The 19,928-nt window shown below is 70.4% G+C and carries 29 protein-coding genes and 1 pseudogene; all 30 read left to right on the plus strand.

Annotation, left to right across the window (positions count from 1 at the left end; all coding sequences use genetic code 11):
- Positions 1-38: 38 nt before the first annotated feature.
- The 30 genes and pseudogenes from ORV05_RS04690 to ORV05_RS04830 all read left to right on the plus strand — a co-directional run bounded on the left by ORV05_RS04690 (position 39) and on the right by ORV05_RS04830 (position 19,839).
- Positions 39-368: a hypothetical protein gene (locus tag ORV05_RS04690; RefSeq protein WP_268757212.1), complete on the plus strand. Its 330-nt coding sequence runs from the start codon at positions 39-41 to the stop codon at positions 366-368.
- The gene (locus tag ORV05_RS04695) at positions 368-661 is read left to right on the plus strand and encodes a hypothetical protein (RefSeq protein WP_268757213.1); all 294 of its coding nucleotides are present in this window, start codon (positions 368-370) and stop codon (positions 659-661) included. Before ORV05_RS04690 ends, ORV05_RS04695 begins: the two co-directional genes overlap by 1 nt.
- The gene (locus ORV05_RS04700; protein ID WP_268757214.1) at positions 658-1,017 is read left to right on the plus strand and encodes a hypothetical protein; all 360 of its coding nucleotides are present in this window, start codon (positions 658-660) and stop codon (positions 1,015-1,017) included. Before ORV05_RS04695 ends, ORV05_RS04700 begins: the two co-directional genes overlap by 4 nt.
- Positions 1,014-1,361, plus strand: coding sequence for a hypothetical protein (locus ORV05_RS04705; RefSeq protein ID WP_268757215.1), 348 nt, complete (start codon positions 1,014-1,016; stop codon positions 1,359-1,361). Before ORV05_RS04700 ends, ORV05_RS04705 begins: the two co-directional genes overlap by 4 nt.
- A complete protein-coding gene (locus ORV05_RS04710) occupies positions 1,358-1,747 on the plus strand; it encodes a response regulator transcription factor (protein WP_268757216.1) in 390 nt (129 codons plus the stop codon). Before ORV05_RS04705 ends, ORV05_RS04710 begins: the two co-directional genes overlap by 4 nt.
- Positions 1,744-1,959 carry a hypothetical protein gene (locus ORV05_RS04715; RefSeq protein WP_268757217.1) on the plus strand — a complete coding sequence of 72 codons (216 nt, stop codon included), beginning with the start codon at positions 1,744-1,746 and terminating at the stop codon, positions 1,957-1,959. Before ORV05_RS04710 ends, ORV05_RS04715 begins: the two co-directional genes overlap by 4 nt.
- Positions 1,950-2,306, plus strand: a complete 357-nt coding sequence (locus ORV05_RS04720) for a hypothetical protein (protein WP_268757218.1) — start codon at positions 1,950-1,952, stop codon at positions 2,304-2,306. Before ORV05_RS04715 ends, ORV05_RS04720 begins: the two co-directional genes overlap by 10 nt.
- On the plus strand, positions 2,303-2,560 hold the full coding sequence (locus ORV05_RS04725; protein WP_268757219.1) for a hypothetical protein: 258 nt from the start codon (positions 2,303-2,305) through the stop codon (positions 2,558-2,560). The genes ORV05_RS04720 and ORV05_RS04725 overlap by 4 nt, the downstream gene beginning before the upstream one ends.
- The gene (locus ORV05_RS04730) at positions 2,560-2,883 is read left to right on the plus strand and encodes a hypothetical protein (RefSeq protein ID WP_268757220.1); all 324 of its coding nucleotides are present in this window, start codon (positions 2,560-2,562) and stop codon (positions 2,881-2,883) included. Before ORV05_RS04725 ends, ORV05_RS04730 begins: the two co-directional genes overlap by 1 nt.
- Positions 2,883-3,380: pseudogene (locus tag ORV05_RS36425) on the plus strand (DNA cytosine methyltransferase); the annotation flags it as partial. The gene ORV05_RS04730 and the pseudogene ORV05_RS36425, both read left to right, overlap by 1 nt.
- A 28-nt stretch (positions 3,381-3,408) precedes the next feature.
- Entirely contained in the window at positions 3,409-3,555 is a 147-nt protein-coding gene (locus ORV05_RS04735) for a hypothetical protein (RefSeq protein WP_268757222.1), read from the plus strand.
- A 95-nt stretch (positions 3,556-3,650) separates the two neighbouring features.
- Positions 3,651-4,043 carry a hypothetical protein gene (locus tag ORV05_RS04740; RefSeq protein WP_268757223.1) on the plus strand — a complete coding sequence of 131 codons (393 nt, stop codon included), beginning with the start codon at positions 3,651-3,653 and terminating at the stop codon, positions 4,041-4,043.
- Positions 4,040-4,852 carry a hypothetical protein gene (locus ORV05_RS04745; RefSeq protein WP_268757225.1) on the plus strand — a complete coding sequence of 271 codons (813 nt, stop codon included), beginning with the start codon at positions 4,040-4,042 and terminating at the stop codon, positions 4,850-4,852. Before ORV05_RS04740 ends, ORV05_RS04745 begins: the two co-directional genes overlap by 4 nt.
- 11 nt (positions 4,853-4,863) lie before the next feature.
- On the plus strand, positions 4,864-5,913 hold the full coding sequence (locus ORV05_RS04750; protein ID WP_268757226.1) for a hypothetical protein: 1,050 nt from the start codon (positions 4,864-4,866) through the stop codon (positions 5,911-5,913).
- 82 nt (positions 5,914-5,995) lie between these two features.
- On the plus strand, positions 5,996-7,000 hold the full coding sequence (locus ORV05_RS04755; protein ID WP_268757227.1) for a phosphoadenosine phosphosulfate reductase domain-containing protein: 1,005 nt from the start codon (positions 5,996-5,998) through the stop codon (positions 6,998-7,000).
- Entirely contained in the window at positions 6,997-8,823 is a 1,827-nt protein-coding gene (locus ORV05_RS04760) for a DEAD/DEAH box helicase (protein WP_268757228.1), read from the plus strand. The genes ORV05_RS04755 and ORV05_RS04760 overlap by 4 nt, the downstream gene beginning before the upstream one ends.
- Positions 8,820-9,734 (plus strand): SPFH domain-containing protein, encoded by a 915-nt coding sequence (locus ORV05_RS04765; protein ID WP_268757229.1) that lies wholly within the window; start codon positions 8,820-8,822, stop codon positions 9,732-9,734. Before ORV05_RS04760 ends, ORV05_RS04765 begins: the two co-directional genes overlap by 4 nt.
- A gap of 2 nt (positions 9,735-9,736) precedes the next feature.
- Positions 9,737-9,949, plus strand: a complete 213-nt coding sequence (locus ORV05_RS04770; protein WP_268757230.1) for a hypothetical protein — start codon at positions 9,737-9,739, stop codon at positions 9,947-9,949.
- Positions 9,950-9,977: 28 nt separating this feature from the next.
- Entirely contained in the window at positions 9,978-10,553 is a 576-nt protein-coding gene (locus ORV05_RS04775) for a hypothetical protein (RefSeq protein ID WP_268757231.1), read from the plus strand.
- Positions 10,543-10,746, plus strand: a complete 204-nt coding sequence (locus ORV05_RS04780) for a hypothetical protein (protein ID WP_268757232.1) — start codon at positions 10,543-10,545, stop codon at positions 10,744-10,746. Before ORV05_RS04775 ends, ORV05_RS04780 begins: the two co-directional genes overlap by 11 nt.
- Positions 10,743-11,558, plus strand: a complete 816-nt coding sequence (locus ORV05_RS04785) for a deoxycytidylate deaminase (protein ID WP_268757233.1) — start codon at positions 10,743-10,745, stop codon at positions 11,556-11,558. The genes ORV05_RS04780 and ORV05_RS04785 overlap by 4 nt, the downstream gene beginning before the upstream one ends.
- Positions 11,555-12,046 carry a hypothetical protein gene (locus ORV05_RS04790; protein WP_268757234.1) on the plus strand — a complete coding sequence of 164 codons (492 nt, stop codon included), beginning with the start codon at positions 11,555-11,557 and terminating at the stop codon, positions 12,044-12,046. The genes ORV05_RS04785 and ORV05_RS04790 overlap by 4 nt, the downstream gene beginning before the upstream one ends.
- Complete coding sequence (locus ORV05_RS04795) at positions 12,043-12,297, plus strand: hypothetical protein (RefSeq protein ID WP_268757235.1); 255 nt, start codon at positions 12,043-12,045, stop codon at positions 12,295-12,297. The genes ORV05_RS04790 and ORV05_RS04795 overlap by 4 nt, the downstream gene beginning before the upstream one ends.
- Complete coding sequence (locus ORV05_RS04800) at positions 12,294-12,626, plus strand: DUF6221 family protein (protein ID WP_268757236.1); 333 nt, start codon at positions 12,294-12,296, stop codon at positions 12,624-12,626. Before ORV05_RS04795 ends, ORV05_RS04800 begins: the two co-directional genes overlap by 4 nt.
- Positions 12,623-13,105, plus strand: coding sequence for a 3'-5' exoribonuclease (locus ORV05_RS04805; protein ID WP_268757237.1), 483 nt, complete (start codon positions 12,623-12,625; stop codon positions 13,103-13,105). Before ORV05_RS04800 ends, ORV05_RS04805 begins: the two co-directional genes overlap by 4 nt.
- A complete protein-coding gene (locus ORV05_RS04810) occupies positions 13,102-13,620 on the plus strand; it encodes a hypothetical protein (RefSeq protein ID WP_268757238.1) in 519 nt (172 codons plus the stop codon). The genes ORV05_RS04805 and ORV05_RS04810 overlap by 4 nt, the downstream gene beginning before the upstream one ends.
- Positions 13,613-13,984, plus strand: coding sequence for a hypothetical protein (locus ORV05_RS04815; RefSeq protein ID WP_268757239.1), 372 nt, complete (start codon positions 13,613-13,615; stop codon positions 13,982-13,984). Before ORV05_RS04810 ends, ORV05_RS04815 begins: the two co-directional genes overlap by 8 nt.
- The gene (locus ORV05_RS04820; RefSeq protein WP_268757240.1) at positions 13,981-14,331 is read left to right on the plus strand and encodes a hypothetical protein; all 351 of its coding nucleotides are present in this window, start codon (positions 13,981-13,983) and stop codon (positions 14,329-14,331) included. The genes ORV05_RS04815 and ORV05_RS04820 overlap by 4 nt, the downstream gene beginning before the upstream one ends.
- 38 nt (positions 14,332-14,369) lie before the next feature.
- Positions 14,370-18,926: a DNA polymerase gene (locus ORV05_RS04825; protein ID WP_268757241.1), complete on the plus strand. Its 4,557-nt coding sequence runs from the start codon at positions 14,370-14,372 to the stop codon at positions 18,924-18,926.
- A gap of 52 nt (positions 18,927-18,978) precedes the next feature.
- Positions 18,979-19,839, plus strand: a complete 861-nt coding sequence (locus ORV05_RS04830) for a hypothetical protein (protein ID WP_268757242.1) — start codon at positions 18,979-18,981, stop codon at positions 19,837-19,839.
- The last annotated feature ends 89 nt before the right edge of the window (positions 19,840-19,928 follow it).

Below are 19,928 nucleotides of genomic sequence, written 5' to 3' on the forward strand. Positions count from 1 at the left end.
GGAACGGGCGTCGAGCACACGAGGAGAAAGGACCTCCCGTGGATCCCATCGTAACCGAAGACCCGACCCCGGACGGATACCGCACCATCCCGATGCCCGTCATCTGGAACCGCGAAACCGGCACTCTGCTGCCCGTCGGGGACTTCCCTCGCCACATGCTCGTGCCCGGCAACGACGACGACACCCGCGAGATGACGCCGGTCATCGACGTCTACCAGGCCGGGGGCCAGTGGGTGCAGTGGCCGCCCCACCCGCATGCTGCCCCGTCGCGCTGGCGCCGCCTGTGGTCCTGGTGCGCCCGGACGCTGCGGCGCTCCAGCGAAGCCGACACCGAGGTCATCGCCTCCCTGGCTGGAGGTGCTCTCTGATGGCGCACAAGGACGCGCACGAACTCGCCGGCCAGACGGTCACCGTCACCACGCAGCTCCCGCTCTTCGGTGAAAGCGACACCACCGTGAAGTTCGTCGTCGAGGACTGGTGGGACCGGGTCAGCGGCGGATCGTGGATGGACGCCACCGGCAACCTCGCCGCCATGAACTACGGCGTCCGGTCGGGGCTGTCCGGGCTCCCGCTCGACGACGAGGTGCTCTACGGCCATGTCGGCGCCTTCGGCCACCTCGTGCACGCCACCGAGATCACCGCGCCGGAGCGTGCGGCATGAACATCCTCGATAACCGGTGGCGCAGCCTGCTCAACCACATGCACGCCCGCGGCCTGGGCGACCTGCCCGTGGCGTGCGTGCACCTGCCCGCCGAGTACAGCCCGCACATCGAACTGGCGGACCACGACCTCACCACGCTCCTGCGCTGGGCCGACACCCTGGCCGACGCCCACTTCACCGTCATCGCCGCCCTGACGATGGCCTTCGTCATCGCCGACGGCCGGGTGCCCGCCGGACCCAAGATCTCCGTGCAGACCCTCATCCGCGCCGAGCACCTCACCGACGAGGAGATCCGCACCAACACCATCAGCGCCGACCGGCTGCGCTGGCTGGCCAAGCAGGCGGTGACCGCATGAGCAGGTCCACTGTGGTCAGTGCCGCGTGCCCGAAGAAGTGCCGCCGCTGCAAGAAAGGCCCGCTGGTGGGGCAAGGGGCCGAGGGTGGGCGCAAGCACGTCGGGCGCGGTCTGTGCAGCTATTGCTGGGAACTCGTCGCTGGCACTGACAAGCTCTTCGACTACCCGCGGCTGACCCGTTTCAGCGAGGAGACCTACTTCGACTGGCAGGCGCTGCTGGCGCGCGACCCCGCGCTCAAGAAGCGGGAAGGCGCCGCGCTGCTGGGAATCAGCTACGCCGCCTTGGACCGGGCCCTCACGCGCTACCGCCGTCGGCTTCGCGAAGAGAACGGAGCCGTGGCATGAGCACGCAGGAGCACCGCATCGTCATCCGCGGTGAGCTCTGGCCGGCCTTCATGGCGTGGATCGAAGCGAACCGCTACATCCTGCGGGACACCGGCGGCCCGGTCCAGCGCCTGACCGTCGCGCCCGCCACGTACAAGAAGAAAGTCCCCGGCCTCACCTCCCGGGAGATGCAGATCCTCGCAGGTATGGCCCGCGGTCTGAACAACCCGGAGATCGGCCGCGAACTCTCCATCGACCGGGAAACGGTCAAGACCCACGCCAGCCAGATCTACAAGAAGATCGGCGTCGCCAGCCGCATGGACGCCGTGATCTACGCGATCCGGCAGGGACTGCTGATCGTCACGCCCGGCGCGATCGAGCCCCGCCCCCCGGAGCGTGCGGCATGACCTGGCAGACGTTCGTGCGCGAGCTCACCGAAGGCGCCTGGGTCTTCAACAAGACCACCGGCCCCGACGTCGTGATCGTCCACGCCGTCCACGGCGACGGCCACGTGCTCGACACGGTGTGGACCGAGGACAAGACCCGGCTGATCTCCGCGCAGCTCAACGGCGCCGAGCTTGGCACCCCCCAACTGGAAGAAGTCATGACGTGTCTGTGACCCCCGAAACCCCGGCCGAACCGCCGGTCGCCTTCGTCGCGCCGCCGCCCGGCACGCGGCTGTCCGAACTGCTCGCCCGCTACGACGAGCTCAAGGACCGCCGCGACGCGCTGGAGGCCGAACTCAAGGACCTCACCGAGTCCATCAAGGTCGAGGCCGCGCAGACCAACCCGGGCGCCACCCGGCTGGAGCTGTCGAGCCCGGGCCTGCAGACCCCGCTGCGCATGTCCTATGTGGAGACCTGGCGGTTCGACTCGACCCGGTTCAAGAAGGACGACCCGCACACCTACGTCCGCTACGCCAAGAAGAGCAGCACCTGGAAGCTCGAGCGAGCCAGGCAGCGTTGAGCACGCCCAGCCCCGCCGAGTTCATGGCCACGAAGGAACGCTGCGAGCTGACCGAGCTCCTGGTCATCGAGTGCGCGCACTGCCGCTCACCCCTCGTCGCCCCACCACCCCCGGTCACACACCGCGGGCCCACCATCCGCGCCTCCTACGAGACCGACTGCGTGGAGTGCGGCGACCGGATCTACGAGGGCGACGAGATCACCACGTGCGACGACGGCCCGTGGATCCACGCCGAATGCACCGAGGAGAACTGATGAAGCTCGTGATTCGCCCGCGCCGCAGCGGAAAGACCACTGCGGCCGTCGAGTGGGTCAAGCAGGGCCGGAAGACCAAGAGCTTCCCCGGCTGGTCGCGCGTCATGATCACGCACGACGCACGCACGGCCGGGCTGGTGCGGAGCCAGTACGGACTCGACGAGAACCAGGTCTTCGCCATCGACCAGTGGAGTCGCGGCGCCCGCAACGTCGAGATCGTCATCGACAACCTCGACCTGATCGTCGAGCGGATCCTCGCGTATCGCCTCGGCCCGCTGCCCATCGCTTTCGCGACCTGGGACGAGGGATCGGAGCGCGACTGATGCTCATCGGCTCTCTGTGCACCGGCTACGGCGGCCTGGACGCGGCCGTGCACGCGGTGCTCGGCGGCGAGCTGGCCTGGTGGTCGGACGTGGACCCCGGACCGATCGCCGTCATGCAGCGGCACCGCCCCGGGCTGCTCAACCTCGGCGACATCGCCCGTATCGGCCTGTCGTACTCCGACGCCGAGTGGGCCGAGATGAAGGCCCGGGCGCAAGCGGATCCCGACTACGAGATGCCCGCCCCGAACTTCTCCTCGGTGCCCCGTGTCCACATCCTCACGGCCGGCTACCCATGCCAGCCCTTCTCGAACGCAGGGAAACGCCTTGGCACGAAAGACCCGCGCCACCTCTGGCCCTACATCGCCACAGCTACTCGGGTACTTCGACCCGTCCTCCTCGTCCTGGAAAATGTGGCCGCCCACCTCCGGCGAGGCTTCGACGTTGTCCTCAACGATCTTGCCGAGATCGGGTATGACGCGGTCTGGGCGCTTGTACGCGCTTCCGACGTTGGCGCCCCTCATCGACGTGAGCGCATCTTCATCGTTGCTCAAGACGCCCACCGCGCAGTTGGCCTCCAATGGGGGACCGCAGCATCCCGAGAAGAGGAAAGCGGGCGGCCACGGCCCGACGCTGGAGGACGAGGTGGTGTTCCTGCTGGGCCCCAGCCGTTGACGCTCCTGCCGACGCCGTCCGCCTCGCGCTGCGGCAACAACCAGGGAGGTGCTGCGGGTCGCGTCGGTCCGGTCCGTCCGAGTCTGGATTCTCTGGTGCGTCTCCTGCCGACACCCACAGTGTCGAACGCGGAGGGCGGGAACAAGGTCAACAACCGCGGCCTGCGGCTCCTGCCCGCCATCGCGCGGGACGCGGCCGACGCCACTGACTGGGGTGTCTACGCCGCGGCGGTGCGGCGGTGGGAGGTCCTCTTCGGACGGCCCGCGCCGGAGCCGACGGTCACCGGTGCTCGTGGCGCGCGGGTCCTGAGCCCGTACCTCGTCGAATGGATGATGGGCCTGCCCGAGGGGCTGGTCACCGCGACGCCGGGCCTGACCCGCAACCAGATGCTCAAACTCCTCGGCAACGGGGTGGTGCCCCAGCAGGCCGAGCACGCCCTCCGCGGGTTGCTTCCCCGCCTCTACCTCGATCTGGAGACCGCTGCGTGACCATCTCTCCCGCCGACTTCATGGGCTCGGCACCCGCACCGCTGGGCGGAAACACCGCCTGGGCCAGCCGGTACGCCGGCGAGATCCGCCGCATGATCACCGCCTACTCCGAGCGGCGGCCGCGCAGCCTGCAGTTGCACCTCGGCCCGTCCGAGCTGGGCGTGGCGTGCGACCGGCAGGTGGCCGGGAAGATGGCGGGACTTCCCAAGACCAACCACGTCTCCGACCCGTGGCCCAGCTTCGTGGGCACCGCGATCCACGCGGAGATGGAGAACGTGCTGCACTGGTACAACCGCGTCAACAACGTCATGCGGTTCGTCGCCGAGCAGCGCGTCACACCGCATCCCAATCACCCGGGCACCGCCGACGGCTACGACGCTGTCGAGCAATGTGTCCTGGACTGGAAAGCTCTCGGCGAATCCACGATGAACAAGGTTCGCCGAGCCGAGGGGCCGCCCCGAAAATACGTCGTGCAGCTGCTGCTGTACGGCCACGGCTACCGCCTCATGGGCTTGCCCGTGAAGCGGGTGGTGCTCGCCGCACTGCCGCGTACATCGTCCTCTTTGGATGGTGTGCACGTGTGGGAGCGGCCCCATACGCCGGCTGACGACGAGCTCCTGGCGCTGGTCTTCCAGCAGACGGAGCACCGCCAGCAGCTGGCGATTGCGCTGCACTCCGGGCAGATCTCGCTACTCGATATCGATGCCGCACCGTCCTACGACGAGTGCTACTTCTGCCCGTTCTACCGCCCGGAGTCGGCGCGGGATGGCCTCCAGGGCTGTCCCGGAAACCTCAAAAACGCTCAGTGACAAGGAAAATGATGACGAACCCGTTCCAGCAGCAGGTGTGGGGCCAGGCCCCGGCGGCTCCGGTCGCCCCGCAGTTCCCCGCCCCTGTGGCTCCGCAGTTCCCTCAGCAGGCGTACCCGCAGGCTCCCGCGTACCCCCAGGCTCCGGCATACCCGCAGGCTCCCGCGTACCCGCAGCAGTTCGCCGCTCCCGTTGCGCCGGCCGCGCCGCTGCCCTCCGGCTCCCTGGATGCGTTCTTCTCGCAGCCCACGGTCTCCGGCGGCCCGTCGTGGTCGTTCAAGGACAAGCCCGTCGGTACCAGCTACGTCGGGATCGTGGAACGCGAGGTGGTCGACGGCGACATCCAGCCGCAGACCATCCCCGGCACCAACCAGCCCGCGCTCTACCGCGACGGCCGCCAGAAGTACGTCATGAAGGTGTCTCTGATCGTCCAGCCGACGGCGGAGTTCCCCGAAGGGCGGGCGTCGTGGTTCGTGGCAGGACAGGCTCGTGACGAGCTCGCCCGGGCCATGGCGGAGGCAGGAGCTCCCGCAGGGGCGCCCGAGAAGGGTGCGCTGATCCAGACCACGCTCGTCGGCAAGAAGCAGGCCCGCACGGCAGGCTTCAACGCCAGCAATGTGTTCCAGATCGTGTACCAGCGTCCGCAGACCGCGACGGGGTCCGTCGCAGCCGAGCAGGTAGTCACCGCGGCTCCGGCTGGTGTGGCGCCCGCTCAGGTGGCGGACATGGTGCTGACCAACGGGGGCACCCACGCTGACGCTGCGAGCGCTGCGGCCGCTTACGCCGCCCAGCAGGGGCAGGCTCCGGCTCCGGCTCCGGCTCCGCAGCAGATGGCGTTCCCGCAGCAGCAGTTCGCTCCGCAGGCCCCGGCTCCGATGGCGCCGCAGGCCCCGGCCGCGTTCCCGCAGCAGTTCGCCGCCCCCACCCAGGCCGCTCCGGCGGCGCAGGCGATGGCGGCAGCTGCTCCGGCGGCCCCGGGTGAAGCGGCGCCGCAGGTCCCGGCCGGGCTCGACGCCGGTCAGGCCGCGCTGCTGAGCAAGTTGCTCGGCCAGCAGCAGTAACCCCGAGCAGGGCGCCGGAGGTCGTGTCCCCGATACGCGGCCTCCGGCGCCCGTTCCATCCCTACGACCAGAACGGAGGGCCATGCGTACTGACAAGCGCGGAAAAGGTTACGTGCAACCGGAACCGCCGCGCCACTCGCTGGAGCTTCCCGCAGCAGAAGTGGCGGCCATGTCCCGGGCCGAGCGTGTAGCCCGTGTCGGGCAGCTCGTTGACCGGGCTCAGGAACTTGTGGACTGCGCCGTAACTGAACTCGGACGGGACAAGCAGATCGTCGCTCGTGCCGTCTTGTTCTCCGGTGGGAACGACTCGACGACTCTCCTGCACCTGATGCGAGAGCTGGGGATCGTGACGCACGCAATCCATGCCAACACCGGGATCGGTATCGAGGACACCCGTCGCTTCGTACGTGAGGTGGTCGCGAACTGGGGGATCCCCCTGATCGAGGAGCGCCCTCCGGTGTCCTACGAAGAGCTCGTCCTCACGAACGGTTTCCCAGGACCTGCGCATCACTACAAGATGTACCAGCGGTTGAAAGAACGCTGCCTGGACCAGGCGCGCAAGCCGCTGGGCGTACATCGGTCGCGCACCTTGCGCGCTCTCTACATCGCCGGGCGCCGCCGGGAGGAGTCCGAGCGCCGCAGCGACGTGCCGCTCTATGAGCCGGACGGCTCGGTGATCTGGGTGTCCCCTTTCGCGGAGTGGACCAAACTCGATCTCAACACGTACCGCTCCGAGCACGACGTACCTCACAACCGTGTCGCCGACCTCGTTCACATGAGCGGAGAGTGTGGTTGCGGGTCCTTCGCCAAGGAGGACGAGCTGGAGATGATCGGGGACTGGTTCCCCGAGTTTCGCGCCGAGGTCGAGCGGCTGGAAGCGCTGATCGCGCACCGCACGGACATCCCCGCCGAACGTAGGAAGTGGGGGTGGGGCGCTTACCGCGGACGGGCCCGGCCACCGCGCCGGATGGGGCGCCTGTGCTCGTCGTGCAACGTGCCTCGGAACGTAGGAACGGCCCGGGGCGGGTATGGCTACCCGGCCATTCCCCTGGGCCGTGCAGGCAGCGTATCAGGTGAGGCCGCGTGAGCATCACCTACGACCAGCGCGGCAGCATGTACCCGCCGCGTCAGCAGCGCAGCACCATCTACGGCGAGCTGACCGACGACGGTGCTCGCGTTCTGCTGATCGCCGCCGGCGCGCTCGAGGACATCGCCATGGACGCCCGGCGTTTGCAGTTGCTCACCCCGCTGCTGCAGCCCACCAACCCGGCCGGCGCGATGCAGATGCCGCTGAGCTGGCCCGGCGTCGTGCAGCTGACCGCGACCTACGGCGAGCGCTTCCAGCCCATGCCGAGGCTGCAGGCCTGGATCGCGCAGGAGAGCGAGCGACGGCTGTCGGCCGGGCGGGCGAGCGAACTGGCCGTCGGCGTGCCCGAGGGCCTGACCCCGCGGCCGTACCAGATCGAAGGCGCGCACCTGATCGCCGCGACTGGCCGCGCCCTGATCACCGACGAACCCGGCACCGGCAAGACCATCACCACGATCCTCGGCCTGCTCGAGCGCTACACCGTCGCCGACTCCGCGATCTTCGAGGAAGGCCCCGTCGTCGTGGTGTGCCCCGCCTCGGTCGTTGACCCGTGGGTGGAGGCCTGGCTGCGCTGGGCGCCGCAGCTGGTCACCGTGGCGTGGCGCGGCACCAAGCGACGGGACCTGCTCGGCGCGGCCCAGGTGTACGTGACCTCCTACGACATCGCGCGCATGGATGCCCAGGACGACACCAAATCGCGCTCGCCGCTGATGTGGCTCAAGCCCGCCGCGGTCGTGGCCGACGAGTGCCACCTCATCAAGAACCCGAAGGCCTCCCGCACGCAGGCGGTACAGCGCCTCGCCCGACGCACCCGCGCGTTCGTCGCGCTGTCCGGCACCCCGATCACCCACCACCCGGCCGACCTGTGGCCCACCCTGACCTGCGTCGCGCCCGGTGCGTGGCCCGCGGGGGAGCGGTGGGTCGCCCGCTACTGCGAGACCGTGCCGGGCGACTACGACGAGGAGATCTTGGGGCTGGCCCCGGCCGCCGAGTCCGAGTTTCGGCTGGCGCTGCTCGGTCAGTTCCGGCGCGTGGCCAAGGCCGACGTGCTCACCCAGCTGCCGCCGAAGGTCTACTCCGTCCGGATGGTGGAGCTGCCGAAGGAGTGGCGGCGGGCCTACGACGAGATGGAAAGCCAGATGCTCGCCGAGCTGCCGGACGGGCAGGAGCTGGCCGTGATGGACATCCTCACCCAGCTGGCCCGGCTCTCCCAGCTTGCCAGTGCACCCGCCGACGTCGAGATCGAGTTCCGCGACGACCCGCAGACCGGCCAGCCGAAAGCGCACTACCACGTCACGCTCAAGGGGCCGAGCTGGAAGGTCGACGCACTGCTGGAAGAGATGGAGCAGCGGCCCGGCCAGCAGGTGATCGCCTTCGCTCCCAGCAGGCAGCTCGTCATGCTCGCCGGCGAAGCCGCCACCAAGGCGGGGCGTCGGGTCGGCTACGTCGTCGGCGGCCAGACGGCCCGGCAGCGAACGGAAACCGTGGACGCCTTCCAGCGGGGCGAGCTGGACCTCATCTGCGCCACCACGGGGGCGGGCGGCGTCGGCCTGACCCTCACCGCCGCGAAGTGCGTCGTGTTCCTACAGCGGCCGTGGGCGCTGGAAGCGTCCATCCAGGCCGAGGACCGCGCGCACCGCATCGGCTCCGAGCACCACGACTCCATCGACATCGTCGACATCGTCGCCGCCAACACCATCGACTCCCGCGTCCGCGCGGTGCTCAAGGCGAAGGCGGGGCAGCTCTCCGACCTCGTGCAAGACCCCCGCATCGTCGCCGAACTCCTCGGCGGCGTGTCCCTCCGAGACCAGAAGGCAGCATGACCTCCCTCATCTTCATCACGATCCTCGTGGTCCTCGCGGTGGTGGCTTTCGTGGCCGCCGCCCGGCACCTCAAGCTCAACGACCCGGGCCGGCACACCGACGACATCCCGCGCGGCGCGTTCCTCACCGCCGGTGGTGCGTTCCTGGCCGGTGCCCTGCTGTGGCTGTTCCTGGCCACCTTCACCACCGTGTCGGCCAACGCTGTCGGCATTGTCACCGCCTTCGGCAAGCCCGTCGGCACCGTCTCCTCCGGCGCGCACTTCCTGGCGCCGTGGGACTCCGTCGAGGAGTTCACCACCCGGATCCAGGTCACCCAGCGGCTCTACGACCAGAACAAGGGCGACCAGCCGGGCCAGGACTGCGTGGAGGTCAACCTCGCCGGCGGGGCGAAGGCCTGCGCCGACATGACCATCCGCTACGTCATCAACGCCAACGACGCGGTGGACCTGTGGAAGCGCTACGGCAGCTTCGACTCGGTGCGCGACTCGTTCCTACGCAGCGCCACCGACAACGCGGCCAAGATCGTCTACGGCCAGTACCAGCCGCAGGAAGCGATCTCCGGTGACGCACTGCCCGCCATCACGCAGAAGATGACCGCGGAGCTGACCAAGCAGCTGTCCTCGTCCGGCCTCACCCTCGTCGCGGTGGCGCCCGGCCAGCTGCACCTCGACCCCGGCGTGCAGAACCGGCTCAACGGCATCCTCGACGCCCAGACCCAGACCACCATCGCGCAGCAGAACCTCGCCAAGAACCAGGCACAGGCCGCGGCGAACCAGGCGCTCACCAACTCGCTGTCCGAGCCGATCCTGGTGCAGGAGTGCCTCGACGCGGCCAAGGAGATCAAGCCGACCTACTTCAACTGCTTCCCCGGCGGCTCCAGCGGCACGCCCCTGATCAACATCGGGAAGTAGCCATGGCGCAGCGCTCCCGCCAGTACGAAGGCGACGTCCTCTACCGCGCGAAGATCGTCAACCCCCGCGGCCACACCCACTACCGCGGCCCCTACGACACCCCGGCCAAAGCCAAGCGCCAGGTCACCTTGGCCGCGGGCAAACCGCCCCGCGAGGGCTGGGAGGAAAGCCGCGTCGAGGTCGCCCGCCCCGAGTGGCAGCCGATCGAGGACTGAACCACCCCACGACCAGAAGGACGGACCCATGATCCCCACCCCCGAAGAGAAGGACGAGGCCTTGCGCGAACAGCTCGCCGAGGACGCCGCCGCCCTGGCCGCCGAGGAACCGGCCCGGGTCGACGTCGTCGAGCTCGCGGCGCGTGCCTTCCACGCCACCGCCCACGCCCACGACCCCCGGCCCTGGGCCGAGCTGGGCAGGCCGTTCAAGGAGGTCTACCTGCGGCGGATGCAGAAGCTGCAGGAGCAGGGCCTGCTCGCCACCGACGGCCAGTACACCGCCTTCATGCACGTGGCCCGGCAGCTCGACCGCCTCGCCACGTTCATGGCCGCGCAGACCCCCGCCGCCGTCGACCGCAGTGACGCCGCCGTGGACGCCGCGATCCAGCTCATCACCGACCAGCGCGCCGCCCTCTCCCTGCTCGGCGATGCCGTCGCCCAGAGCGTCGAGCTCTGCAAGGCAATGCTGGCCGGAGCGGCACCGGTCGACGTCGCACGCATCCTCCACACGCTCGTCCCGATGCCGCTCCTCGCAGCAGCTGCCGCGCCCGCACCGTCGGCCGAGACCACCCCGATCTACCGCGAGGTCGTCGGTGCTGAGTAACCCGCTGCCCGAAGGCGCCGCCCGCGCGTTGTCGGTGAGCGGGCTGGCGCTCGGCGACCTGGCCGCCGGGCTGTTCAACGACCTATGGTTCCTGGCGGCCGCGCTGATCGCCTACGCCGCGCTGCGGCTGCAGCCCTGGGACCCGGCCGACGACGCGGAAAATCGCGCCGCCCGCGCGCTGGAGGCGGAATGACTTCGAAACCCGCCACGTGGGCCGAGTTCTTCGCCTGGTTCACCGAGGCCACCACGCACCTGCCACGCCCCACCTGGGACGAGTACGGCCTCATCCTGGCCCACGCCGCCGCGACCCGGTCGGACTGCGAACGCTCCCAGGTCGGTGCCGTCGTGATGCAGGACCACCGCACCCGCGCCAGCGGCTACAACGGCTCCCCGGCGGGCGCCCCCGGCTGCGAAAGCTGCCCGCGGCGGCTGTCCGGCGTGGATCCCTGCTCCAGCTACGACAGCGGCCCCGGCGCGTGCGTGGCCGTGCACGCCGAAGCCAACGCGCTGCTGCACAGCGACCGGGCCGACCTGCCCGGCGCGACCCTCTTCGTCACCCGCGAGCCCTGCCCCGGCTGCGGCCGCCTCATCGCCGGCTCCGGCGTCGCCCGCGTGGTGACCCCAGCCGACCTTCCCGAAAGGACAGACGTGACCACCCCGCTGACGTTCGCCCGTTTCATCGAAACCAACGAGTGGGAGGGCGAGACCTGGAACTTCTGGCTGCAGACCACCGGCAACGAGGAAGAGTTGGCCCGGCTGCGCGACTACCTCGCCCGCCACGGCGAGCAGACCGAGGACGCCGAGTTCCAGCTGGCCGACGACGTGCTGACCGAATCCGAGGTCGACCTGCTGGTGCGCTACTCCGACGGCGGCTACACGTCCAGCCACAGCAAGGTGACCGGCCCGATGCGGTTCCCGGAGGGCTTCGACCACAACGCGGCGCCCGACGCCCAGATCTACAAGGGCAGGATCCGGCATTTCTTCCCTGCAACGGAGGAAGCGTGAACCGCCTGCTCGTCGTCGGCGTGGACCCCGGCGTGACCACCGGGATCTGCGCCCTGCCCTACCTCGACGGGCGCCTGCAGATCGAGCAGGTCGCCGTCATCCAGGCCAACCCCGCCGCCGTGCCCCGGATCGTGGCGGCGTTCCTCGCCGAGGCCGAAGGCTTCACGCTGATGCCGATCCTCGCGGTCGAGGAGTTCGTCACCAACCTGCGCGCCGCGCGCTCGGCCACACCGGAAGCGGGACGCATCACCCGCCAGCTGATCGCCCAGCTGCAGGACGTCCACCTCGACCACGCCGCCCGCTGGTACCGCCGGCCCGCCGGGATCGTCAAGCCCTGGGCCACCGACGCCCGGATCGAGGCGGCCGGGCTGGACGGACCCACCCACGCCATGCGCAACCACGCCCGCGACGCCGCCCGCCACGCGCTCTACGCCGCAGTGCGCGACGGCGGGATCCCCGACCCCCTGTCCCGGAAGGCCCAGCCGTGATCAAGTACCTCGCCCTCCTGCGCGACACGCTGCTCCTGCACACGCTGATGCGCACCATCATCAAGAGCTCGCGGTTCCGCCACCTCGGCCTGACCTACACCCTCATCCGCGGCGGCAGCGACTTCCTGCTCTTGATGTACCTGCCCGTCCCCGGCGCGGGCTACACGACCGCCGAGATCCGCGGGTGCGCGCCCTGCGTCGGCCGCGCCGCGATCCTGCTCGCCGAGAAGATGGCCGGAGCGCAGTCGTGACGGGGGACCTGATCACCTTCCTGCGGGCACAGATCATCGAGTCGCGGCAGCACATCCTCGAACTGCGCAAGCTGACCGCCGAGGACCAGGGGCTGACCGAGCCGTGGACGCCCGAAGGCTTCGACCCGGTAATGGTCGACCTCGACGCCAAGCAGCAGATCATCGACCTGCATGAACCCATCGAGGGCGAATGGGGGCCGGTCTGCGCGGTGTGCCACACGACCGGCGCTGATGGCGATCGCAAAGGCGAATACCCGTGCACCACCCTGCGCCTGCTCGCCCTGCCCTACGCCGACCACCCCGCCTACCGGCAGGAGTGGAAGCCGTGAGCACCACCGCCGTCCACCGCGACGCCGTGCCCCACCTGCCCCTCACCGAGCCCACCGAGGTCAACCGGCGCATCCGCATCGCCATCAACGACGACCACCAGTGGCTCGGCATCCCGGGCCGACGCGCCAAGATCGACTTCACCATCGACACCACCGACCCGCGGGTGAAGCCGAAATGGGTCATCGCCAACGAGGTGCGGGAGTTCCTGCTCGCCCAGGGCACGCCGGAGCTGTGGGCGTACTACGGCGCCTACGACCACGTGGCCCTCATGCAGCTGTGGGGATCGATGGTCAAGCGGCCCTCGGGGGTTCCGATGTGGACGCACGACCTGAAACAGCTCCACGAACAGGCCGGTCACCCCAAGCTCCCCGGACAGGGCAACGACACCCACGACGCGCTCGCAGACGCGCGCTGGAACCGCCTGGCCTACGCCAACTGCGAAGCCGCCCTCCACTTCGAACAGGAGCGCCCGCAGTGATCACCTTCCACCCGTCGCCCACCGGTGGCGAGGACTACCTTGACCTCCACACCCCGGACGGCGCCCGTTTCTACCTGCGACGCGACGAAGCGCGGACACTCGCTCACGCCATGCTCGCCGCGACGGCCAAGGACGTGGTGTGCGACGACTGCGGGCGGCGGAACGGCGTACACGCGGTCACCTGCGCTACCCCCTGCGGCGCCGTGCGCCTGGTGCCGGAGACCGAGCTGGAGAAGCTACGCGCTCTGCTCGACGCCTACGCGGAGGAGTACCTCGACCCCGAAGGCGATTGCGCCCACGACCACGACGACAACCGCAGCAAAGCGGCCCCGAAAGCGTTCGCCGCGCTGAACGAGGTGCTCCGGTACCTCACGAGCATGACCGGCGCCTCGCACGTCGTGGAGGGCCTCCCGAGCCAGGCCGACAACCCGATCCCCGCCTACGCCCGCAGGGTGGCCGACGAGCTCCGGGCGCGCATCGCCCACGAACTGAAGCAGGAGGTGCCCCGTGCCTGAACTGTGGTGGAGCCACGACTACGGCATCGTCACGCGCACCCAGGACGCCGGTGAAGAGGTCTGGGTGCGCTACGAATCGCACCGCATTTCGCTGCGCCACGACGGGTTCCCGAACGAGCTTCCGGCCGACGCCGTGCGCCTGGTGCCCGCGGACGGGAAGACGATCACCGTCCCACGCCCGCACGTCCCCTACGGTCCCGCCGGCATGGACACCGACACCGCGGATGCCGACTTCCTGCGCGATGCCGCCGATCGTCTCGCCGACTTCTACCGGCCGTTCGGTAGCAACCTGCGCGCGACCGTCGTCCAGCTCCTGCGCGATGCCGCCGACGCGATCGAGGCCCCTACCGGCGGGGTTTCGTGAGCGACATCGTCTCCGACATCGAACGGGCCATCGGCTGCCAGCACTGCGGTGGCCCGCTCGGTGACTCCCCGAGCCGGGACTTCTGCCGGCAGGAATGCCAGGAGGACTGGCGCGCCGAGCGCGCCGAGCCGCTGCCGTTCCCGTCCTACCTGGCCGGGCTGGACTGGACACCCCGCATGCCGGAGCCGCCCGCCGTCGACACCGCGCAGTTCGCCGACGGCACCACGATCACGCGGATCCGCACCGTGGGCGCCCTCGTGGCCACCGAGTTCTTCGCCGTGAGCGACCCCCGCGGTAACGAGGTCGCCCACCTCGCCCGCGTGCTGCCGCACTACCGAACCACCTGAACCACCGAGAGGGGACCGATTTAGTGACCAACGCCGTCGTGACCACCCCCGATGCAGCCATCGCCGAAGCGCTGCAGATCGCCCGGGGGCTGGCCGCCGCCGGGATCCCGATCTTCCTCGCCGGGCCCGACCCGAGCACCCCCATCGGTTTCGCCCTGCCTCCGGGCTGGCAGCAGACCCGGCCCGAACCCCGCGTGCTCGACGCCTGGCGGCCCGGCATGGCGGTGTGTGCGGTCATGGGCCACGGCCTGGACCTCATCGACGTCGACCCCCGCAACGGCGGCGCCCTGGAGGAGATCGGGGCGCCGCTGCCGGTCTCCTACGGCGCCGCGCTGACCCCGTCGGGCGGGGTGCACAGCTTCGTGCGCTCCCTGGGCGTGCGGTCGAAGAACAACCTCGTGCCCGGGGTGGACGTCAAGGCCGGCGACGTCGAGGGCAAGGGCCGGGGCTTCGCGTTCATCGCCCCCACCGTGCGCATGTCCAAGGCGACCGGGATGCCCGCCACCTACACCTGGGCCGTGGCCCCGCAACTCGAGCGGCTGCTGCGCGAAGGCCCCGCCGATGCCTCCGGCGCCGCGCTGGCCGAAGCCGTGCGGCGCAGCCACGGCAGCAGCGGCTCGACCGCGGGCGGCAACGCCGAGGACTTCATGAAGGTCGGGCCCTGGGCCGATGTCGCGGCCACCCTCGCCGCCGGGCGCAACGACGGGGTGATGAAACTCGCCGCCGCGCTGCGGGGCCGGGGCGGGTGGCGGCTGGAGGACGCCGTCGCGTTCATGGACGCCCGGGTCTGGCCGATCATCGACCAGGACCAGGGCGGCCATGAGTTCACCCGCGACGAGTACGAGGCCGCCATCCGCTCGGTGTGGGAGCGCTACCCCGACGGCGCCGTGGCGCGGCTGGAGGAGGCCCACGACACCGCCGCCGAACGGCCCGCGCCCCTCAACCGGCTCGGCATCAAACACGCCTGGCTGGTCGAGCGGCTGGCCGCGCACCGGCTCACCGGCCGATTCTGCTGGTCGGCCGGACTCGGGTGGATGGCGTGGGATGGCCGCCGCTGGGCCCCGGTCGACGCCGCGGTCATCATCGAGGACCTGCGGCAGTTCATCATCTGGCTGCACGCCTCCTGTGTGGCCGCCGGCGCCGATCAGGACCTGGTCAAGGCCATCGAAGCGCTCGGCACCTACACCACCATCCGCAATTTGGCCCAGTTCTGCCAGGGCATGGAGGGGGTGCTCGCCGACGCGGCCGAGTTCGACCAGTGGCCCGACCTGCTCAACTGCCGCAACGGCATCGTCGACCTGCGCACCGGCGAGCTCATGCCGCACAACCCCAGCCTGCACATGACCAAGATCTCAGGCTGCGACTACGTACCCGGCGCCGGTCACCCCGACTGGACCGCGGCGCTGGGGGCGGTGCCCGAGGACGTGCAGGCCTGGTGGCAGGTGCGGATGGGGCAGGCCGCCACCGGCTACATGACCCCCGACGACATGCTCCTGGTCCAGGTCGGCGGCGGGGAGAACGGCAAGACGACCATCATGACCGGCATCCGCGGGGCGCTGGGCCAGTACTACCTCGACGTCTCCCACAGGGCCTTGCTGTCCAGCCCCGACGCCGTACCGACGGAGGCGATGGACTTCCAGGGCGCCCGCCTGGCGCTGCTGGAGGAGACGCCCGAGGCCCGGCGGCTGGAGGTGACCAAGCTCAAGCTCCTGGTCGGCACGCCGCAGATCACCGCGCGGCGGATGCGTAAGGACCCGGTGACCTTCGAGGCCACCCACTCGCTGTTCCTGTCCACCAACTACCTGCCGGTCGTGCAGGAGACCGATCACGGCACCTGGCGGCGGCTGGCGGTGATCCGCTTCCCCTACCGCTTCCGCAAGCCCGGCGAGGCCCTGGAGGACGAGCACGACAAGACCGGCGACCCGGGTCTTCGAGAGCGGCTGCGCGCCGGGGAGGACGGCCGCCGGGAGGCGGTGCTGGCCTGGCTCGTGGCCGGGGCGATGGCGTGGTACCAGGCCGGGCGGGTGATGCCGCCGCTGCCGCCGAGGGCGATCGAGGACACCCGGGCCTGGCGGGTGGAGACCGACGTGGTGCTGGGCTACCTCGACGAGCGGATCGACTTCGACCCCGCCGCCCACGTCATGTCCTCGGAGCTGCTCGACGACCTCAACGAGTGGCTGGTGGCCCGCGGGCAGAAACCGTGGTCGGCGCAGCTGATGGCGAACCGGTTCGCGGGCCACTCCGAGCTCGCCGCGCACAAGTCGACCAAGATCAAGATCGCCCGTCAGGCCGGACTGTCCCGACGCCCGATTCGTCCCGGTTCCATGATTACCGTCAGTGATGTTCCGGCCGCCTACAACGCCTGGACCGGCATGAGGTTCCGAGTCGACGAACCCGGGGGCGAACCCGGGGGCGGGGTACCCCAGATGGGGGATGGCCCGGACCTGGACCCCCCCTCGTCGTCGGCAAAAGCCCAGGACCGCCGAACATTCCAGAGCGCTCCTATCCCCCAAAAATTGGAAAATCAGCTCACTAGGGCGTCATCGGATCCCTCTGGAATGTCTGGAATACAAGATCAACTTCCTCCGACTTCGGAGAGTGATAATTCAAGCGATGGTAAAGCCGACGGTCAGCTGACGCTGGCACTGGAAACGCCCGTTGTCACTGCTCCGGAGCCCCCTGCGGCGGCCCCTCCCAAGGCCACCGACGCCGCGAAGGTCACGGCCGCGCAGAAGCGGGAGCAGAAGCGGCACGACGCGCTGGAGGCCGCCGCCGGCGACGTGATCGGCCTGCCCGCCCTCGTGCGCCGCGACGACACGGTCACCGCGCTGACCCTCGCCGAGGCCGCCCGGATCGTCATGACCGCCACCAACCGCGCTGGCGCGCTCACCGTGGACATCGAGAACACCGGCTACCCGGTCGGCCACCGGCACTACGGCCTGCGCACGATCCAGCTCGGCGACGAACAGGACGCCGTGGTCTTCGACGCCGAGGACCCCGCCCAGGCCGAACTCGCAGGGCAGCTGCTGGCGATGGCGCCGCGGCTGCACGCCCACTCCGCGACCGCCGACCTCGTGCCGCTGGTCGAGGCGGGCCTGGTGGGCATGGACATCTGGGCCCGGATGGAGGACACCGTCATCCCGGCCAAGCTCGCCGACCCCGCCTCCACCGGCTCCGACCCGGGCTTGAAGAAGCTCTCGGCGGTGATGCTCGGCGAGGACGCGGCGGCCCCCTCCGCCGACGCCGCCCGCGCCACGCTGTTCAAGGCGGGCAAGTGGCTCACCGAGACCAAGACCGACACCCCCGTGGAGCGCTCCGGCTGGGCCCAGGCCGACAAGTTCAGCGCCACGATGATCCGCTACGCCGGGTCCGACGTACTCGACACCGCGGCGCTCGCCACGCGGCTCCCGGCACTGGCCGAGGACCTGCACACCCGCGAGCGCATCGCCCAGCGCATGGTGGCCCGCATCAGCCACACCGGGGTCCCCATCGATGGCGAGCACGTCCGGACGCTGCACGCCACCCACACCGAGCAGCTGACCGAGATCGGCGGGCGCCTGGCGGGCCTGGGCATCGACACCCCTGGCAGCAACAAGCAGGTCGCCGAGCGGTTCGCCGCGCTGGGGGTGCAGTTGCCTCGCACCGCGCCCAGCAAGAAGTTCCCCGCTGGGCAGCCCTCGGTCGACGCCGCCGCGCTCAAGAAGGTCCGGACGCTTGGCGGGGCGGCCGGGGAGCTCGCCGCGGTGATGCTGGACTACCGCGGCCACGAGACCGCGCTGTCCACCTTCCTGGAGCCCTACCGGCAGCTGGTGGAGTACGGCGACGGACGGGCCCGGCCCACGGTCTACACCCTCGGTGCCGACACCGGCCGGATGAGCTGTGTCCGGCCGAACTTCCAGAACATCCCGCGCGAGGGCGGCTTCCGCCGCATGGTCACCGCCGACCCCGGCCACCTGCTGATCTCGGCCGACTTCTCCAGCGTGGAGTTCCGGGTCATGGCCGCGCTCTCCGGTGACCCGAACCTGCGGCGGATGCTGCTGGAAGGCGCCGACATCCACGCCATGATCGCCGAACAGGTCTTCGGATCCGGCTGGACCAAGGCCCACCGCTACACCGTCAAGCGCGGGGTGTTCGGCTGGGCCTACGGCGGCTCCATCCCGACCCTGGCCGCCCAGCTGGAGGTCAGCGAGGACGTCATGGCCGGCGTGGTCGACGTGCTCGCCGGACTCGCCCCGGTCTACGTGCAGTGGTCCGCCGGGATCCAGGCCGCGGTGAAGGCGGGCAAGACCCGCTTCCCGTCCTACTCGGGCCGGGTCATCCACCTGCCCCGCCGCGCGCCGCACGCCGGGCCGAACTACTGCATCCAGGGCACCGCGCGGGAACTGCTGATCGACGCGCTGATCCGGTGGAGCCAGACCCGCTGGAGCGAGGCCGTGCTGTGGCCGGTGCACGACGAGGTGGACGTCATGGTGGCAGCCGAGGACGCCGAGGAAGCCACCGCCGCGCTCGTGGGGTGCATGGAGACCGACCTGTTCGGCATCCCCATCGTGGCCGAGGCCGCCAAGCCCTCGCCGTACTGGGCGGATGCCGCATGACCAGGGAGAATGACAACTGGTACGCACGTACCACTCACCGGAGGGACCCGCGATGAGCCACACCTGCGCCTGCCGGAGCTGCGACCGGCTCACCCATGACGAGATCTGCCCCGGCTGCACCGGCGAGCTGGTCGACGCCCTGCGCGCCCTGGCCTACACCGAGGTCGACGACCGCCGCCCCGACGCCGCCGCCGAGGCCGAGGGGATCGAGCAGTACCGGCCCGGTCTGGTCGCCGACCTGCTCGACGTGGTCACCCGCCAGACCCGGTTCAGCACCGGCATCGGGGTGATCGTGCGCGCCGCGGAGACCCCCATCCCGCCGGATCTCAAGGCCGCCGCCCTCCTGCACACCCTCACCACCGACGTGGGCGCCTACGCGACGGCCTTCGCCCGCCACCACCCGCACCTGCGGCCCCGGCTGGGCAGCGTGGCCGACGCCGCGGCGTGGATGGCCGACTTCCCCGGCCTGCTCGCCGCCTGGCCCGGGGTGGAGCAGGTGCACGCCGCGATCACCTCGCTGGTGGCCCGGGTGCGGCGGGTGGTGGACCGGCCCGCCGAGCTGCACTGCCTCGGCCGGTGCACCGGCTGCAAGGCCCCGCTCTACGCCCGCGCGGACAAGCCGGTGATCCGTTGCCGCTGCGGCCGCGCGCACGATGTGGCCTTCCGCCGGCAGTGGCTGCTCGCCGAGGCCGCCGACCAGCTCGGTACCGCGATCGAGATCGCCCGCGCGCTGTCCTCGCTGCTCGCCCGGCCGGTCAGCGTGGACACGATCCGGGGCTGGGCGGCCCGGGGCAGGCTCGCCGCCCGGCCACCGCACCCGCACGACCCCCGCGGTCACCCCACCTACCGGGTCGGAGACGTCACGGACCTGGTCCTGGCCGCCGCCCAGCGAGGCAAGGGCAGCGCCGCATGATCCACCCGACAGGCGACTTGTCCCCGCCGCCGCGAACTGGTGAAATGCTCAGCAGGGACTAGGACCACTGTCCCTTCTGACGACCGAAG

Source organism: Amycolatopsis cynarae (assembly GCF_026802195.1).
Lineage (GTDB): Bacteria > Actinomycetota > Actinomycetes > Mycobacteriales > Pseudonocardiaceae > Amycolatopsis_E > Amycolatopsis_E rhizosphaerae.